General features: G+C 56.7%; 16 protein-coding genes. 1 reads left to right on the forward strand and 15 read right to left on the reverse strand.

Annotation, left to right across the window (positions count from 1 at the left end; genetic code table 11):
• Nucleotides 1-235 precede the first annotated feature (235 nt).
• From ACQE3E_RS12125 to ACQE3E_RS12135, 3 genes are all read right to left on the reverse strand, one after another.
• Nucleotides 236-565, reverse strand: coding sequence for a hypothetical protein (locus ACQE3E_RS12125; RefSeq protein WP_313730248.1), 330 nt, complete (start codon nt 563-565; stop codon nt 236-238).
• Between the two features lie 83 nt (nt 566-648).
• Nucleotides 649-957: a hypothetical protein gene (locus ACQE3E_RS12130; RefSeq protein WP_168032346.1), complete on the reverse strand. Its 309-nt coding sequence runs from the start codon at nt 955-957 to the stop codon at nt 649-651.
• A gap of 86 nt (nt 958-1043) precedes the next feature.
• Nucleotides 1044-1427: a hypothetical protein gene (locus ACQE3E_RS12135; RefSeq protein ID WP_071158574.1), complete on the reverse strand. Its 384-nt coding sequence runs from the start codon at nt 1425-1427 to the stop codon at nt 1044-1046.
• 546 nt (nt 1428-1973) lie between these two features.
• Between ACQE3E_RS12135 and ACQE3E_RS12140 the strand changes: the two genes are divergently transcribed.
• Nucleotides 1974-2072, forward strand: a complete 99-nt coding sequence (locus tag ACQE3E_RS12140; RefSeq protein ID WP_427501651.1) for a phage integrase N-terminal SAM-like domain-containing protein — start codon at nt 1974-1976, stop codon at nt 2070-2072.
• A gap of 928 nt (nt 2073-3000) precedes the next feature.
• Here the strand turns inward: ACQE3E_RS12140 and ACQE3E_RS12145 are convergent.
• The 12 genes from ACQE3E_RS12145 to ACQE3E_RS12200 all read right to left on the reverse strand — a co-directional run bounded on the left by ACQE3E_RS12145 (nt 3001) and on the right by ACQE3E_RS12200 (nt 17893).
• Nucleotides 3001-3519 (reverse strand): PepSY domain-containing protein, encoded by a 519-nt coding sequence (locus tag ACQE3E_RS12145; protein ID WP_064024991.1) that lies wholly within the window; start codon nt 3517-3519, stop codon nt 3001-3003.
• A gap of 62 nt (nt 3520-3581) precedes the next feature.
• Nucleotides 3582-4178, reverse strand: coding sequence for a response regulator transcription factor (locus ACQE3E_RS12150; protein WP_313730246.1), 597 nt, complete (start codon nt 4176-4178; stop codon nt 3582-3584).
• A gap of 36 nt (nt 4179-4214) precedes the next feature.
• The gene (purL, locus tag ACQE3E_RS12155) at nt 4215-8087 is read right to left on the reverse strand and encodes a phosphoribosylformylglycinamidine synthase (protein ID WP_313730245.1); all 3873 of its coding nucleotides are present in this window, start codon (nt 8085-8087) and stop codon (nt 4215-4217) included.
• 90 nt (nt 8088-8177) lie between these two features.
• Nucleotides 8178-8963, reverse strand: a complete 786-nt coding sequence (bamC, locus tag ACQE3E_RS12160; RefSeq protein ID WP_313730244.1) for an outer membrane protein assembly factor BamC — start codon at nt 8961-8963, stop codon at nt 8178-8180.
• Between the two features lies 1 nt (nt 8964).
• Entirely contained in the window at nt 8965-9840 is an 876-nt protein-coding gene (dapA, locus tag ACQE3E_RS12165; protein ID WP_064029676.1) for a 4-hydroxy-tetrahydrodipicolinate synthase, read from the reverse strand.
• A gap of 81 nt (nt 9841-9921) precedes the next feature.
• Nucleotides 9922-10617, reverse strand: coding sequence for a phosphatase PAP2 family protein (locus ACQE3E_RS12170; protein ID WP_168031644.1), 696 nt, complete (start codon nt 10615-10617; stop codon nt 9922-9924).
• The gene (locus ACQE3E_RS12175; protein ID WP_313730242.1) at nt 10604-12133 is read right to left on the reverse strand and encodes an ArnT family glycosyltransferase; all 1530 of its coding nucleotides are present in this window, start codon (nt 12131-12133) and stop codon (nt 10604-10606) included. Before ACQE3E_RS12175 ends, ACQE3E_RS12170 begins: the two co-directional genes overlap by 14 nt.
• On the reverse strand, nt 12130-13875 hold the full coding sequence (gene recJ, locus ACQE3E_RS12180) for a single-stranded-DNA-specific exonuclease RecJ (protein ID WP_313730267.1): 1746 nt from the start codon (nt 13873-13875) through the stop codon (nt 12130-12132). The genes ACQE3E_RS12175 and recJ overlap by 4 nt, the downstream gene beginning before the upstream one ends.
• A 53-nt stretch (nt 13876-13928) precedes the next feature.
• The gene (gene thrC, locus ACQE3E_RS12185; RefSeq protein WP_064029682.1) at nt 13929-15023 is read right to left on the reverse strand and encodes a threonine synthase; all 1095 of its coding nucleotides are present in this window, start codon (nt 15021-15023) and stop codon (nt 13929-13931) included.
• A 3-nt stretch (nt 15024-15026) separates the two neighbouring features.
• Nucleotides 15027-16337: a homoserine dehydrogenase gene (locus tag ACQE3E_RS12190; protein WP_313730241.1), complete on the reverse strand. Its 1311-nt coding sequence runs from the start codon at nt 16335-16337 to the stop codon at nt 15027-15029.
• Between the two features lie 35 nt (nt 16338-16372).
• The gene (gene alaC, locus ACQE3E_RS12195) at nt 16373-17557 is read right to left on the reverse strand and encodes an alanine transaminase (protein WP_064029686.1); all 1185 of its coding nucleotides are present in this window, start codon (nt 17555-17557) and stop codon (nt 16373-16375) included.
• A 183-nt stretch (nt 17558-17740) separates the two neighbouring features.
• Nucleotides 17741-17893: a hypothetical protein gene (locus ACQE3E_RS12200; RefSeq protein WP_197471820.1), complete on the reverse strand. Its 153-nt coding sequence runs from the start codon at nt 17891-17893 to the stop codon at nt 17741-17743.
• Nucleotides 17894-17904: the final 11 nt, after the last annotated feature.

Genomic DNA, 17904 nt, shown 5'->3' on the forward strand with positions numbered 1-17904 from the left:
CCATCTATACATTCAGACTTGTTGTTATTCGCTTATTAGACATTTTATTTCTCCTATAGTTAATAAAGGTTTATGCATAACGTGAAGCTAACCGGCGAGGGCAAGCGCAGCTTGACCGAGTCCATTGAGCGAAGCGAACGGGGTTGAGCGCAAGGTTATGCATATGATGCAAAAATTGCCTACTGGTTGGAAATTTACACCACTGCACAAGAATTGCCCTCAATGTGGATTTGACTTAAGCCAACAATCTGTAGAGGCCAAAGACAATAAGAATTGCGCCGAGAACATCGAATGCGACACCAACAAATCTGGGGTTTCTTGGATGACTGGTGATGACGCCGCCAGGGTGATAAGCAGTAGCGCTCATGAGCGCCGTTTGAAGTGGGTGGTTGATCCACTCTCCGAGACCGACGAAGAAACAGCCAAGAGAAATTACTGCGGTGGGAATGGTGGGAAAGGAGGCGGAAAGAACACCAGCGCCTGCGGACAGAAACACAACGAAGCTCACGACCATAAGCACTTGGTACCAATAATCGAGCGCAAGTTTGGAAAGCGGATTATCCATTGGCTACTCGGGCGGAGTTGAAATATGCATAACGCCAAGCTAAGGGGCGCGCAGCGAAGCGGAGCGTCCCTTTGAGCGACGTGTTATGTTGCATTATTCGATTCCTGCTCATCATTGTAGAAAGCGATTCCTGGCTCAAGGGTTTCCAGTCCATCAAAATTTTCAATCTCGTACATTTCTTCTAGATAAAGCATTGGCGGATCATCTTCTGTATTTAAATGAGCCCCTTTTAACCGCTCTATATTCCTTACAAGATACACCGCTTTTAACTCGGCCTCTTCATGGTTGTCCGCCTCAACGTATCGCGTCACATAAAATCCCATGCGCTCAATTTTTCCATCCACTTCCATAAGGAAGTTCTGACCATTGATGATTACTTCATACTTATTCATGTACTTACAACATAACGTAGAATTCAGCCGATGCTTGAAGCGTAGCGGAAAGCGGTCGGCTGGAATGATAAGTTATGCATTGATTGTTACTTTGTTTCGGTTATCAACACGTTAGGATTTGCTGGGTCGTAAAAGAAATAGGTATAGAACTCAACCGGCTTGCCATTATCGAGTTTCGGTGAATACCCCTTATCAAGGATAAATTTCTTAGCCGCATCTACATATACTGGTGGAACAGACACATCAACTGGAGCTACGCCGCCAGATATTGGATCAGTGACGCGGGCAACCCGCACTGAACGAACAGACCCATTGACCTCCACCACAATACCAAAGATTACGCTATATAGTTTCTTGGCTTTTCCTGTAACGTAGCTCGGAGAATTGGACGACTTCGCTAGGACAGTACCGGCCAGAAGCATCGCAAGGATTCCCCAGAACTTTATCCAATTCGTCGTATTACGCCCCATTCGTGGCTCCATATTGGTTGACTGCATAACGAATAGAGTTAACCTGCCAAAGCGGAGCGAAGCGGAGTTTTGGTCAGGTTTAACGACTGGTTAAATGCCTTGATGACATTTCCAAACAATAATTTTGATTCAAGCAAAGAAACACGAATGACGCTGAAAATCATGGCTTAACCTGGAGGGAAAAACCTTGTCTGGTTGAACGCATGTTAACCTGCAAGGTTTTTCCCTCCAGGTAATAACATATTTTCATGATTTCTTCAGCCATTATTTGCTATTTCTTTACGATAAATTAATTGCTTTCCAAGCCTTTCGAGATTGGCCCCGCATTTAACTATTGATTATCAGGCAAATCTGCCCGTATAACCTGATATTCACCGCCTTTTCAGGCACTTTTGCCTGCGTATCCGTAAAAGTGGGCATGTTTGCCTCGATAACTTGATATTGGCGGCCAATTCAGGCAACCTTGCCTGCGTATTAAATTCGCCGCTGACTTTATCAGGTAGGTGTTTTGTGTCAAGCACCAAATTGCCAAGCTTATTGGACGATGTGCGTCGCGTGATGCGGTTGAAACATTATTCCTTGCATACCGAACGTAGTTACTGCGATTGGATCAAGCCGTTCATTAAGTTTCACCGGATGACCTGAGCAGGCCGGGGTTTGTAACCCCGGCCTAAGCGTTTCAAACCAACCTTGCAACGGTTCAAACGTGATGGGCGGGTTTACAAAACCCGTCCGGTGCGAGGGCAGGGTTTACCTCGGATTAGGTATTGTTTAACCCATTCATCCCTGCTTCTGTTGTCAGATAGAAACGATGCGGCCGAAAAGATAATTTGCCGAGTAAATTACCTGGACAGCGGAGAAAATAACTCGGCCAATGCCGCTGAAAACCTCAGCGTTCTATTGCGGAAATAGACGAGGCTCCAGTAAACAGGCAAGGCGCTCTGTTGATAATGGACGGTTCGGTTTTTGATTGCCGGCAGTCTCAGGTAATCAGGCAGCGTTCTGTTATGGAAGTCCGCAATTCTATTGCGGATATGGACTTTTCTATTTCCGAACTCCGGGTTTCCATGTTGAAAAAGCAATGGCCTCGAATTGCCAAGGAAAAGTTTGATTTGGAACTCGGCTGCCGCACATCAAAAACAGGACGTTGCACGTCCAAAAGAGAAACGTCCATATCCATCAGACAAGGCTGCTGAAATTGAGTCGGGCACTGGAGAAAAAACCGAGGACGCTGGAGAAAATATCTCGGTGCGTCCCAGGCAAAGACCGGCTCGCCGATATTCATCACAGACCGGCCGGGAAAATAAATCGGCCACTGCGTTTTGATGAATAAATAGTGTTGGATTGTATGCTTTCAGCAGCCCAACGTTCGACGCCAGGGCTTTTGATTGCAAGCCGCTACAGGTAGCGAACCGAAGCCGGCAAGGCCAGCTTGGGCGTTAAGTATTACTCCGGCTATTCAATCGGATATAGAATGGTACCGTGTGGACTTTACGGCAAAATTGGGCTCATCGAATGAACCCGAGGAGACAGAGCGCAACGGTTCGAACCCAACCGCCGCGCTCGGGAAAATTTAACGCAGCTCGTCGGCTTCTTCGCCGATTTCCCACTCTTCGGTCGCGGTTTCGATGATCTTGCCGGATGCGGCATCGACTTCGACTTTGGTTTCCACGCCTTTGTCGCTAACGACATCGAACTCATAAGAAGACGCGCCGTTTTCCTCGACTTCGTATTCCACTTCCTGGATAGTACCCGGATACGCTTTCAGTACCGTGGCAGCGGCATCTTCCTCGGTAACCTTGACGTTTTTCTTGAAGCTGCTGGTGTTAGGATCGGCGACTTCGGTTTCACGTTCGGTGATTTTGCCGCTATCGGCATCGCAAACAAACTCCCATTCGGTCCGATTGGCGTCGCGAACTTCGACTTCGTAAGCGCCTTTGCCAGCAATATTGAGTTTTTCCAGCTTCAACAATTCGCCGGCTTTGTCCTTTTTGACCGCCTGCAAACAATTTTCCAAGCCTTGGTCGGCCGCGGCGCTGGCACCTGCGAAAATCAGCAAAGCAACGGCGATTCCAATTTGTGACTTATTCATGACATCCTCCCAAAGGTTGTTAAAAAAGGAATAATTCCCGATTTACGGGAATTATAGCCAATTTAACCCACGAGGCCATGTCTTTTTGCGCAGGCAACGATGGCCGGCCGGCCGGACAGTCCGAGCTTAAGTTTGATTTGGGTCTGCGTGTTCGAGACCGTCTTACGACTGACACCCAATTGAACGGCAATTTCAGCCAGCGATTTACCGTCGGCCAAGAGGCAAAAGACATCGTATTCGCGCGAACTCAACGCGCTGAACGGCTCGAGGATTTTTTTTAGCTGACGCAAGGCCAACATTTGCGCGATACGCTGATCGATAAAATAGCCGCCGGCCGCGATCTGAACCAGAATCCGCGCCAGTCGGTCGGCCGGCAGCGGCGCCAGCAGAACACCCAACGCACCGCTAGCCAAGCAACTCAAGGCGTCGTCGACCGACATCTCAATCACCGCCGCAATCTTGCAATCGGGATACGTGGATGCCAGGCTTCTAATCCGGGTCGGTAGTCCCGCGCCCGCCAATAATACGATGTCGGCATGGTCCGTCGTTATACCGTCCTCGGGCGACAGGGCGATGCCCTGCGCCGCCAACACCGCGACATCGATGCCCAAAGCCTCGGCTTCGGCGCCGCTCAAGACCGCCCGCAATGTCACGGACATGCGCCGAACCGGCTAAGCGAACCCAACCAACCGAAACTAGCCGACCCAAACCCGCGCATTTCGGAACATTCGCAACCAGGCGCCGTCTTCGCGCCAGTCGGCCGGATGCCAGGAGTTTTGCACGGCTCTGAAGCAGCGTTCGGGATGCGGCATCATGATGGTGAAGCGACCGTCACGGGAAGTCAGGCCGGTAATGCCGAACGGCGATCCGTTCGGATTCGCGGGGAAGGCTTCGGTTGCTTGGCCGGCGTTGTCCACATAGCGCACGGCGATCAGCCCGTCACATGGTCCCTGTTCGCCAAACACCGCCCTACCCTCGCCGTGCGCCACCACCACCGGCAATCTGGACCCGGCCATGCCGTCGAAGAAAATCGACGGCGACGCGGCAATTTCGACCATCGCGACACGAGCCTCGAACTGCTCCGACAAGTTACGTTTGAACGCCGGCCAATGTTCGGCGCCCGGGATGATGTCCTTCAAGCCCGACATCATCTGGCAGCCGTTGCAGACGCCCAGGCCAAAGGTATCCGGGCGGGCGAAGAAGGCGGCGAATTCATCGCGCGCCTTCGGGTTGAACAAAATCGACTTGGCCCAACCGCCGCCGGCGCCGAGTACATCGCCGTAGGAAAAGCCGCCGCAGGCCACTAAACCCTTGAAGTCGCTCAGACTAAGCCGGCCGGCGATAATGTCGGTCATGTGCACGTCGATCGCGGCAAAGCCGGCACGGTCAAATGCCGCCGCCATTTCTACGTGGCCATTGACACCCTGTTCGCGCAAGATGGCGACTTTGGGGCGCTCGGCATGCACGAATTGAGCGCTGATATCGTCGTTGATATCGTAGGTCAACACCGCCGACAAGCCGGGATCGCCATCATCGGCAATACGTTCAAATTGCTGTTCGGCGCAATCCGGATTGTCGCGGAGCGCTTGCATCCGGTAGCTGACTTGCGACCAAGTTTGCTGCAATTCGGCGCGCGTCGCACCGTAAAGCTGTTGTCCCGCCTTGAATATCCGCAATTGCTGACCGTCGACGACGCGACCGACCACATGGCTGCAATCGTCTAGACCGGCGTGGTCCAGCAGGCGAGCAACGTGGTTATAGTCGCTATTTTTGACCTGCAACACCGCGCCTAATTCTTCGTTGAACAACGCCGTCAGTGCGTCGCCCGGCAAATCGGACAAATCCAGATCGACACCCAGGCGGCCGGCGAACAGCATTTCGGCGACTGTCGCCAACAGACCGCCGTCGGCGCGGTCGTGGTAGGCCAAGATCAGGCCTTTGTCGTTCAAGGTTTGGATCGTTTCGAAGAAACGTTTGAACAACATCGCATCGTCCAGATCCGGCGCTTGGTTGCCGAGCTGACAATAAACCTGAGCCAGAACCGAGCCGCCGAGACGATTTTTGCCGAATCCCAAGTCTATCAGCAACAGTACGCTATCTTCGGCCTTCAGTTCGGGGGTCAAGGTGGTACGGATGTCCGTGACCGGCGCGAACGCGGTAATGATCAACGACAGCGGCGCCGTCATGGTGTTATCCGTTTGACCGTCGTGCCAGACCGTCTTCATCGACAGCGAATCCTTGCCAACCGGAATTGCGATGCCCAGCTCCGGGCACAATTCCATACCGACCGCCCTGACGGTATCGAACAATGCCGCGTCTTCGCCGGGACTGCCGCAAGCCGCCATCCAGTTCGCCGATAATTTGACATCGCTCAGTTTGGCTATGCGCGCGGCGGCCAGATTGGTCAGCGCTTCGCCGATCGCCATCCGGCCGGATGCCGGGCCGTCGATCAGCGCCAGCGGCGTGCGTTCGCCCATCGCCATCGCTTCGCCGGTATACGCGTAAAAGCCCGACGCGGCGACCGCGACGTCGGCAACCGGCACCTGCCAAGGACCGACCATCTGGTCGCGCGCCACCAACCCGGTCACCGAACGGTCGCCGATATGAATCAGGAAACTCTTGTCGGCCACGGCCGGAAATGCCAGCACGCGCTTGATCGCTTCGGCCAGTTCGACCGGTTCCAGCGATAAGTCCGGCAGATTTTTACTGATACGTTGCACATCGCGATGCATTTTCGGCGGCTTACCGAACAGCACCGACATCGGCAGATCGATAGGTGTAGACGTTCCGAACCATTCGTCGCTCAAACTCAAATGTTCTTCGTCGGTGGCGTGGCCGATCACCGCGTACAAACAATGCTCGCGTTGGCAGAATGATTCGAACAAATCCAAAGATTCCGGTTTGATCGCCACCACGTAGCGTTCCTGGGCCTCATTGCACCAGATTTGCATCGGCGACATGCCTTTGTCGGCACTCCGCACCTTGCGCAGCTCGAAACGGCCGCCGCGATCGCAGTCGTGGATAATCTCCGGCACCGCGTTGGACAAACCGCCGGCGCCGATGTCGTGGATCGAAACAATCGGAGTGCGCTCGCCCAGCGAATTGCAGTGGTTGATCACTTCCTGACAACGGCGCTGCATCTCCGGGTTTTCCCGTTGCACCGACGCGAAATCCAGTTCCGCCGCGCTGGCGCCGGAGCTTTGCGACGAAGCCGCGCCGCCGCCCAGGCCAATCAACATCGCCGGGCCACCCAAAATGACGATCAAGGCCCCGGTAGGGATCGCTTGCTTTTCGACCAACATCGGCCGGATGTTACCCAAACCGCCGGCGATCATGATCGGTTTATGATAGCCGCGATATTGTCCGGCTTGGCCGGTTTCGGCCGGCTGCTCGAAGCTGCGAAAATAGCCGGCGATATTCGGCCGGCCGAATTCGTTGTTGAACGCCGCGCCGCCGATCGGGCCGTCCAGCATGATGTCGAGCGCCGACGCGATGCGTTCCGGCTTGCCGAGGTCGGTCTCCCAGGGCTGCGGGAAACCGGGAATTTTCAAATGGGACACGCTAAAGCCGGTCAAACCGGCCTTGGGCGCGGAACCGCGGCCGGTGGCGCCTTCGTCGCGTATCTCGCCGCCTGAACCGGTCGCGGCGCCGGGGTGCGGCGAAATCGCGGTCGGGTGGTTATGGGTCTCGACCTTCATCAAAATATGCGCGGCTTCCTCGACATAGCCGTAACGATGGCTGTGCGCGTCGCGAATAAACACTTGCGCGCTAGGTCCTTCCAGCACCGAGGCATTATCCTTGTAAGCCGACAGTACGCCTTGCGGATGCAGATTGTGGGTGTTGCGGATCATCGCGAACAGCGATTTGGCCTGTTCTTCGCCGTCTATCGTCCAGCTGGCGTTGAAAATTTTGTGGCGGCAGTGCTCGGAGTTAGCCTGGGCGAACATCATCAGTTCCACGTCGGTCGGATTGCGGCCAAGCTTTGTGAAACTGTCGGTCAGATAATCGATTTCGTCGGCCGACAATGCCAGGCCCAATTCGACGTTGGCTTGCTCCAGCGCGGCACGGCCGCGTTCGATTATCGCCACGGTTTGCAGCGGTTTGGGTTCGTGTTCGGCAAACAGAGTCAGTTCGGCAAGATTCGTGACGACTTGCTGCGTCATCCTGTCGTGGAGTGCGGCCGTCAACGCGGCTATGTCCGATTCGTCAAACGGTGAGCTAGTGGTGAACGCGTATTCGATACCGCGCTCAATCCGCTTGACCGAGGTCAAGCCGCAGCGTTCGGCGATCTCCGAGGCTTTGCTGGACCATGGCGAAATAGTTCCCAGCCTGGGTACGACGCAAACCCGATTCATCGGCTCAGCCGGCCAAGCCTCATGACGATCGCCATAATCCAACAAGCGTTCCAGCATCGCCCGTTGGTCAGTATCCAGATCGGCCGCTAATTGCACGAAGTGCAGATAACGGGCCGCGACGGCGGTCACTTGGGGCTGCTGAGCTTGCAAGACGCTGAGTAGTTTTTCGATTCGAAAACGGGACAGTGCGGAGCTACCGGGTAGGGTCAACATGGGCATGTACTCGATATTAGGTGCGGCGTCGGCCGCGAGGCTGTTTGGATACGGTGAATTCAGGCGCGCGGGCGGCGCGGGGCGAACCCGTCAGGGTTGCGCGGCCGGCTCGCCATCCGCCGGCAAGTCCTGCTTGATACCGTCGGTGATCAAGCGCAATAACGAAGTCGCGGCGGCATTGGACAAACTTCGACCTTCGCTGTCTTGCACCGTCACTTCGGTGGCATCGGCCGATAAGGCCTGCAAGCTGATCCGGTACTCGAGTTCCTGGCTGGGATCGTCGCCGAACATGAAATTAAACTCGTCCAGAATAGAGCCGTCTTCGGGTTTGATCGCATTCGGATCGTATTTGACAAAGAAATAGCCTTTGTCCATGTTACGTTCGACGATCTCCAACTTCTGGCGACTCAGCGATTTGCTGACCAACCACCAAGCTTGGATAATCGATTGATCGATTTCCAGACTGCTGACGCCGTCGCTAGTCTGGCGCTGGGGGCGTTCGCCGGCGGATTCGGCCGGCGAAACGCCGGGCGCCGGCTCTACCGGCGCCTTGGCGACTTCCGGTTTCGCGGCCGGCTCCCTTGGCTTGGCCGCGGCCGGCTCCGCTGCCGCGGACGAACTCGTCTCCGCCGTCTCGACCGGTACCGACGCGGTCGCGGCGACCGGCGCCGGGGTGTCGGTCCGAGTGGCGGCGGGCGCGCGGGTCGGAAAGGTTTTGTTTTTCAAATCGTCCGGCACGACTAATTCGGGGATCTCTGTCGTAAACTGGTAATCCCGCTCTTTATCGGGAAACAGGCTTTTGACGTAACCGCAACCGCCCACCGCGCTCAGCACACCCGCCAGCAATAGCCAGCGACCTAACCGAATGGCGCGCATGTTAAAGCGCACCCGCCTGCCGCATCGCGGCTCTTACCGGGTCGTAACAATCCTCGGTCAGCCAAGTCAACGGCAAACGAATACCGGTACCGATCAGGCCCATTTCGGCGACGGCCCATTTCACCGGAATCGGATTGGACTGAATGAACAGCTTGGCATGCAATCCTTGCAATTTGGCGTCTATCGCTTCGGCTGCCGCCCGGTCGCCGCGCATCGCGGCCGTCAACATGTCGTGAACCAGGCGTGGCGCGACGTTGCCGGTCACGGTGATGCTGCCGTTGCCGCCCAATAGACAGAATTCCAGACTGGTGGCGTCGTCGCCGGTGTAAATCGCAAACTCGGCACCGGTGAGATCCCGGATTTGCCGGACTCTTTCCAATTTGCCGGTCGCCTCTTTAACGCCGACAATGTTTTCGACTTGCGCCAAACGGCCGACGGTTTCCGGCAACAAATCGCAACCGGTACGGCCTGGGACGTTGTAAAGGATCTGCGGGATGTCGACCGCTTCCGCGACGGCTTTGTAATGCAGATACAAGCCTTGTTGAGTCGGTTTATTGTAATAAGGCGTCACCAGCAAACAGGCATCCGCTCCGGCCGCCTTGGCCCGCCGAGTCAGCGCGATCGCTTCGCGGGTGCAATTGGCGCCGGTGCCGGCGATCACCGGTATCCGGCCGGCGACATATTCGACGCTTGCCTGGATGACTCGGCAATGCTCGTCTTCGTCCAGCGTCGCCGATTCGCCGGTCGTGCCGACCGCGACCAAAGCGTCGGTACCTTGCTCGATATGAAACTCCACCAAGCGCTTCAGAGCGGCGAAATCCACTGCGCCGTCATCCGTCATCGGGGTTACCAGAGCAACGATACTACCTTGAATCATGCAAATCTCTCGTCAGGAATTAATCAAAAACAGTCGGCATTATATCAAGCCAAGCGCTAAAGCCCAGTGCGCTTACCGATTTTAACCGTCGCGGCGGCGAAACCATTTAATCTCGAGAAACCAGCCGTAATACAGCGCGAACGCCACCAAAAACACCAGATACCCGGACCAAAGAATGTCCGATAAAAAATGGCCGCCCGCGGTCATCCGGGTGAACCCCAAGGTCCAACCCAACGCCAAGGTCAACAATAAATAGACCAGCTTGTGGTTTTGCGACAGAAAATACAGCACGAAAAAACTGTAGCCGACCGAACAATGACCGCAGACGAAAGACTTGTCCGGCGTTCCGCCGATCTTGCCGGGCGGAATATAGCGATGCTCGCCGCCGAACTCGGTTACGTGCACCGGCCGCGGCCGCCCCCAATGATCCTTGACGATCAAATTGACGACCACGCCCGGTCCTACCGCGATCACCAACAGAATGTAAAGCGCCCGCCGCCGGAAGCGGCGAGTGAAGTGGTGAAAATGGCTGGAGATATATACCGCCAACGCCGCGACACCCGACCACACGGTAAACGGAAACGCGTAGTCGTAGAGCGGCTTAACCAACCACCAATGCCGATACGGCCAAGCTTGTTCCGGGTCGTCGGGCCGATAAAACCAACCGGCGATCGTCAAATCCAGATCGGTCAACCAGAAAACCAAGGTCGTCGTGGTCGCGAGCAGAAACCAAATGGCCAATTCCAATCGGGCGCGGGCGAGTTTACGGTGAGGCATGACCTTCCTGATGCAGTGTTAGCGGCGCTGGCCAAGCCTTCAACTTCTCGGCCCGATAAACATAGTATTTTGTCGACGGCTTGGCCGGATCGGCGACTTCGCCCAGCAAAGTCAGGCCTTCCAGGCTGTCCGACCAGCGCTTGTCGAAGCGCGCGGCTTGAATGTCGGCGACCAGAAACGCCGGCTGGCCCAAGCGTTCGTTCGGACCGGGCCAGACTTCGTACTGCGAGGTCACGCCGCCGCTGGCTTCGTAGCGGTAGACGCGAGGATGGTCCGGCAAATAAAACGCCAGCTGACTGGCCAAAAAGCGGTGTCCGACCGTGACGAGGACCGACCGGTCCGAGCCGGATTCGGTCCGATAGGTGTCGATACGCTCCGCCAACACCCGCCATTGCTTGAAACGTTTCGTCGGATCGAGTTTGGAGTTTTGCAAATTCAAGGCTTGTAAAACCGCCGGTAACGCATAGGTCAGCAAGACCATCGCCAAGCCGACCGCCAAGCCGGCTTTCAACCAGCGGCCGGGAGCCGGCGCGGCGCCGGCCACTAGAATCAAGCCAGTGAAATAAAACGGCATCGGCCAGTTGCCCTGGACTTTTTGGCCGAAACTCAGCGCCAAAATCAACAACAACCAGGCCGGCCCCATCAGCCATAGAAAGCGCCGCTCGTCATCCCATTGCCGAAATCCGGACAACCCGCGTAGCGCGGTCGCCAGCGTCAAAACAAACATCAGCGGATTCAACAGCAACAGTTGGTAAAACCAGAAATCACGAACATCGCGCAGGCGTCGCCAAGCATCGAATTCACCCTCGTTGCCGAAATGACTCTTGCTATGACCGAACATGACCCAATCATGCTGGTCGTTCCAGACCAGAATAGGCACCGCGGCCAAAACGACCGGCGCCAGATAGCGCCAAAAGTCACCGCGAAAATGCCGGCGCCGCGCCGTGCTAGCGCCCAAAAACACCGCCAACGCCAACGGCTGCAGCAATGCGGCCTGCTTGCTCAGCAAGGCGAACGCGGTCGCGCATCCCGCCCACAGCCAAGCCCGCTGGTGACCGTCGAACACGGCGCGGCGCAGATAATAAACCGCGGCGATCCAAAAACAATATAACGGCGGATCGATGGTCATCAGAAAATTGGCCAGCACATTGTTCGGCGTCGCCAATACCAGCAACAGCGTCAGCGCCGCCGCCCGCGTGCCGTAAAACGCCCAGGCCGTGGCGTGCAGATAGTAAAGAAAACCGGTGCCGAGCAACACCGCCGGCAGCCTTACCGCCCAAGCGGTATCGCCGAACGACCAGGTGGAAGCGCCTATCAGCCAGGCTACCATCGGCGGTTTGCTGTAATAGCACCAGTCCGGTCGCCGCGACCAGTCCCAGTAATAACTCTCGTCGCCGATCAGATCCAGGCCGTTGAACGCCAAGAAGCCGATCCGTAGTGCGAGAATCGCCAGCAGCAACGGCCAGCGCCATCGGTGTACGCTGTCCAACCAGTGCTCGAAACCGGCCGCGCTCATTCCCATTTCTCCAAATAATGCACCAGCAATTGCAGACTGCGTTGTCCGCGAAATTCGTTGATATCCAGTTTAAAGGCCGCATTCACCTTGCGGCAACCCAGCCAATTTTCCGGCCTATCGGCAAAAAACGCGATGGCGTCGAACAATTGGCCGCCGAACGGTAATTTGAGCACCAGCTTCAGGTGCTGCTGCCCGACAATGCGACATTGGATGACATCGAACACGCCGTTAAACACTGGCTCCGGAAAAGCCTGCCCCCAAACGGCGGCTTGTTGCAAAGTTTCGGCAAAGGCCAGCGTCATGTGCGCCTCATCCAGTTCGCCGTCGCTATAGACTTTTTGTTCGAGATCCACCGCATCCAGACGAGCTTCGACCGCGCCGGCAAACGCCAACGCAAAGTGCGGGTAATCGTGCAATTTGATCGTCAATCCGGCCGCCATCGCGTGACCGCCGAATTTTTCCAACACCTGAGGATGAGCGGCCGCGACATCGGCCAACACGTCGCGGATATGCACGCCGGGTATAGACCGGGCCGAACCCTTGATGTCGCCGTGGTCGGCCGGCGCGAATGCGATCACCGGCCGGTGCAATCTGTCCTTGATCCGCGAAGCCAGAATGCCGACCACGCCTTGATGCCAATTGGCGTCGTACAAGCAAACCCCGGCCGGGACGTGCTTTTCGTCCAGCGCCTTCATCTCGGCCAGCAAGGCCATCGCTTCGGATTTCATCTGGCCTTCGACGTCGCGGCGATCCTGATTCAGGGCGTGCAGCTGCTCGGCGATGTCGCGGGCCAGACCGGCGTCTTCCGTTAACAGGCATTGAATGCCCAAACTCATGTCGTCCATCCGACCGGCCGCGTTCAGGCGCGGCGCCAACGCAAAGCCAAGATCGGCAGCATGGATGCCGGCCAGCGTTTTGCCGGCCACTTCCGCGAGTGCTTTAATGCCCGGCTGACATTGTCCCGAGCGTATTCGCAACAAACCCTGGTGCACCAGTATCCGGTTGACCTGATCCAGCGCAACGACGTCGGCGACCGTACCGAGCGCGACATAATCCAGCAATTGCGCCAGATTCGGCTCGGCGATGCCGTTTTTCTCGAACCAATGCCGCTCGCGCAGCCGAATCCGCAAGGCCATTAGCACATAGAACATCACACCGACCCCGGCGATGTGGCGACTGGGAAACTTGTCGTCGGGCAGATTGGGATTAACGATGGCGTCGGCATCCGGTAATTCTTGGCCGGGCAAATGATGATCGGTCACCAACACTTTAATGCCGGCCGCCTTGGCCACCGCCACCCCGGCAATGCTGGAAATGCCGTTATCGACGGTGACGATCAAATCTGGCTTCCGGCGTTTGACCAGTTCGACGATTTCCGGCGTCAAGCCGTAACCGAATTCGAAACGGTTGGGTACGACGAAATCCACCCCGCGAGCGCCCATCAACGCCAAACCCTTGATCGCCAATGCGCAACTGGTTGCGCCGTCGGCATCGAAATCCGCGACGATCGTAATCGCCAAGCGCTGCTCGACCGCGTTCACCAAGTGCTCGACCATCGACTTGATACCGGACAACAACCACGGCGACGGCAAACGCGCCAGACCGCGATCCAGTTCGTCGCTACCCTGCACGCCGCGACTGGCGAAGATGCGCTGCAACACCGGGTCCATCCCGTCGAAATGGCCGTGCTTGACCAGCACCGGCCGCGGCACGATCGCTTTCTTGCTGCCCTGTAAGTACATGTCTTCCAATAAAAAAGCCGGCTAAGCCGGCTTCGCCAAGTTCGCGGCGGCGATCACATGTTGTCCAGAATCGCTTTTTTTACGGCATCCAGCGTGGCTTCTATCGTGACCGGATGCGTGTCCTTACACTGAGCGATCGCGGTATCGGGGTCCTTGATGCCGTTACCGGTCAATGTACAGACGATGGTACTGCCGTCCGGAATCTTACCGCTACCGATATCGTGCAGCGCGCCGGCCAGCGAGGTGGCGGAGGCCGGCTCGCAGAAGATGCCTTCGAATTGCGACAACATCTTTTGCGCGGCCAGAATTTGTTCGTCGCCGAACGACGCAAACCAGCCGCCGGATTCTTTTTGGACGTTCCAAGCCAAATCCCAGGATTGCGGGTGGCCGATCCGAATCGCGGTCGCGACCGTTTCCGGGTTGTCGACCATTTTGCCGACCACGAACGGCGCCGCGCCGGCGGCTTGATATCCGCACATCACCGGACGCTTATCGATGACGGCCGCGTGGCCGGCGCTGTCGGAGGCGTATTCGCTGTAACCCTTCCAATACGCGGTGATGTTGCCGGCGTTGCCGACCGGCAGACAGTGAAAGTCCGGCGCCCGGCCCAGTTCGTCGACAATCTCGAACGCGGCGGTCTTTTGGCCTTCCAAACGAAACGGGTTGATCGAATTGACAATGGTAACCGGCGCGTGGTCGGCGACTTGTTTGACCAAGGCCATGCCGGCGTCGAAATTACCGTTGATCTGGATGATTTGCGCGCCGTACATCAGGGTCTGCGCCAATTTACCCAACGCGATCTTACCCTCCGGAATCAACACGAAAGCTTTGATGCCGGCCCGCACCGCGTAAGCGGCGGCGGCGGCCGAGGTATTGCCGGTCGAGGCGCAGATGATGGCCTGGCTACCGGCTTCGACAGCTTTGGTGACCGCCATCGTCATGCCGCGATCCTTGAACGAGCCGGTTGGATTCAGACCTTCGAACTTGACGTAAATATCGACATCCTTGCCGATCAGGCGGGGGATGTTTTGCAATTGAATCAGCGGAGTGTTGCCCTCGCCCAAGCTGATCAGCCGAGTGGTGTCGGAGACCGGCAGGCGATCGCGGTAATGCTCTATCAAGCCGGTGTAGCGTGTGTGTTGTGCCATTGATTATCCTAAGGTTTCCAAGCGGATGCGCGCGACTTTGCCGCTGACCGTGGTCAACGCTTCGATGTCGGCGATCGCCGCATTCATTTCTTTTTCCAAGGTTTGCTGGGTCAGCATGATGATAGCCACCGACGTTTCGCCTTGCGGCGGCTCTTTTTGAATCAAGGCTTCGATGCTGATGTTGTATTTGGCTAGAATCCGGGTCACATCGGCTAGCACGCCGGGCTTGTCCTCGGCAGTCAAGCGCAGGTAGTACGCCGTTCGAATCGCGTCGGCGGACAGGACCGGAATATCGGCGATGGCGTCGGCCTGAAAGGCCAGATGCGGTACTCGGTTTTCCGGATCGCTGGTCATCGCCCGCACCACATCCACCAAATCCGCCACCACCGCCGACGCGGTCGGCTCCGCGCCGGCGCCAGCGCCGTAATACAAGGTCGGCCCGACCGCATCGCCGCAAACCAACACCGCATTCATGACACCCTCCACGTTGGCGATCAAGCGGCGCTTCGGGATCAGCGTCGGATGCACGCGCAATTCGATGCCGGACTCGGTCTTGCGGGCAATACCCAGATTTTTGATTCGATAGCCCAAGGCCTCGGCGTATTCCACGTCGAGGCGGGTGATTTTGGTAATCCCCTCGGTGAAGACTTTGTCGAACTGCAACGGTATGCCGAACGCGATCGACGCCAAGATCGTCAATTTATGGCCGGCGTCGATGCCTTCGACGTCGAAAGTCGGATCGGCTTCGGCATAACCCAAGGCTTGGGCTTCGGCCAATACATCCGCGAAGTCGCGACCTTTGTCGCGCATCTCGGTCAGGATGAAATTGCCGGTGCCGTTAATGATGCCGGCCAACCATTGAATTTGATTGCCGGCCAGGCCTTCGCGGATGGCTTTGATGATAGGAATGCCACCGGCCACCGCCGCTTCGAACAACACCATCACGCCTTTCTTGCCGGCTTCGGCGAATACCTCGTTGCCGTGCAGCGCGATCAAGGCCTTGTTGGCGGTGACCACGTGCTTACCGTTGGCAATCGCGGTCAAAACCAATTGTTTGGCGAGGTCGTACCCGCCTATCATTTCGACGACGACGTCTATCTCGGGATCGTTGACGATTTCGAACGGGTCGGTGGTGAGGGCGATGCCTTGGGTGTCGCAAATGCGTGCCCGGTTCAGGTCCCGCGCCGAGGCGCGGGTCACGACGATTTCGCGGCCGGCACGGCGCGCGATTTCTTCCGCGTTGCGTTTCAAGACGTTGACGGTACCGCCGCCGACGGTCCCCAACCCCAGTACACCCACTCTAACCGGCTTCAAATCCGACTCCTAAACTTTGTCCAAAATGGCGGCGATTATACAACGTTGTCTTTTTTCAGCATATTACGGATGCTGCGCAAGGCCTGCCGAGTGCGATGTTCGTTCTCGATCAAACTGAAGCGAATATGGTCGTCGCCGTGTTGGCCGAAACCGATGCCGGGCGATACCGCCACCTTGGCATCGATGATCAATTTCTTAGCGAATTCGATCGAACCCATGCCTTGATAGGCGTCCGGGATCTTGGCCCAAACGAACATCGTCGCCTTGGGTTTTTCCACATGCCAACCCATCGCGTTCAGGCCGTCGCACAATACGTCTCGGCGCGCCTTGTACATATCGCGGATTTCCGCGACGCAATCCTGCGGACCTTCCAGCGCGGTAATCGCCGCGACCTGGATCGGCGTAAAGGTACCGTAATCCATGTAAGATTTGATCCGGGTCAATGCCGCGACCAAGGTCGGATTACCGCACATGAAGCCGACCCGCCAGCCGGGCATGTTGTAACTTTTAGACAACGAGAAAAACTCGACCGCGATGTCCTTGGCGCCTTCCACTTGCAGAATCGACGGTGCGACGTAGCCGTCGAATACGATGTCGGCGTAGGCAATATCGTGAACGATCCAGATATTGTGTTCCTTACAAATCGCGACGACTTTCTCGAAAAAATCCAGCTCGACGCACTGGCAAGTCGGATTGCCGGGAAAGTTGAGGATCAGCATCTTAGGCTTAGGCCAGCATTCGGCGATGCCTTTGTGCAATTCCTCGAAGAAATCGGTACCGGGCGTCAGCGGCACGTGCCGAATGTCGGCGCCGGCGATGACGACGCCATAAGGATGGATCGGATAGGCTGGATTCGGCACCAACACCACGTCGCCGGGACCCAAGGTCGCTAGCGCCAGATGCGACAAGCCCTCCTTGGAGCCTATCGTGACAATGGCTTCGGTATTGAAATCCAAATCCACGTCGAAGCGTCTTTTATACCAACCGCAAATCGCCTTGCGCAGGCGCGGAATCCCTTTGGACACCGAATAACGGTGAGTATCGTCGCGCTGGGCGACTTCCAACATTTTGTTCAGGATGTGCGGCGGGGTCGGTTGGTCCGGATTGCCCATGCCGAAGTCGATAATGTCCTCGCCGTCCGCTCGGGCTTTGGCTTTCAGTTCGTTGACGATGTTGAAGACGTAAGGCGGTAGGCGGCTGATGCGATGAAATTCTTCCATTAACGACTCTTGATCTGGTGCTGGTGAGGTTTTAAACAAGGCCGGCTAAGGTACTGGTGTTGCCTGGCAATGTCAATTGCCGGCCCAAATGCAACAGGCCGGCGGCGAGGCTTATGGCCCGCAGCTGTAGCCTAGCGGCCTAAATGTCGACCGGCGGACTGAGCGGCGAGCCGGCGATAGCGATCAGCGGCCGGCCGAGGAGGATTTCTCCACGCCTTCGCTCGCGGGTTGGTTGAGATAGGAACCGCCCACCAAAAACACCAGTACTATCAGATACAGCACCGCCGCGATATTTTTTGCCCGTTTACTGCCGTCGTCCGGATTGATTTCAGTCATTGCCTCACTCG

It is taken from the genome of Methylomonas sp. MED-D (genome assembly GCF_050276835.1).
In the GTDB taxonomy this organism is placed as follows: Bacteria; Pseudomonadota; Gammaproteobacteria; order Methylococcales; family Methylomonadaceae; genus Methylomonas; species Methylomonas koyamae_A.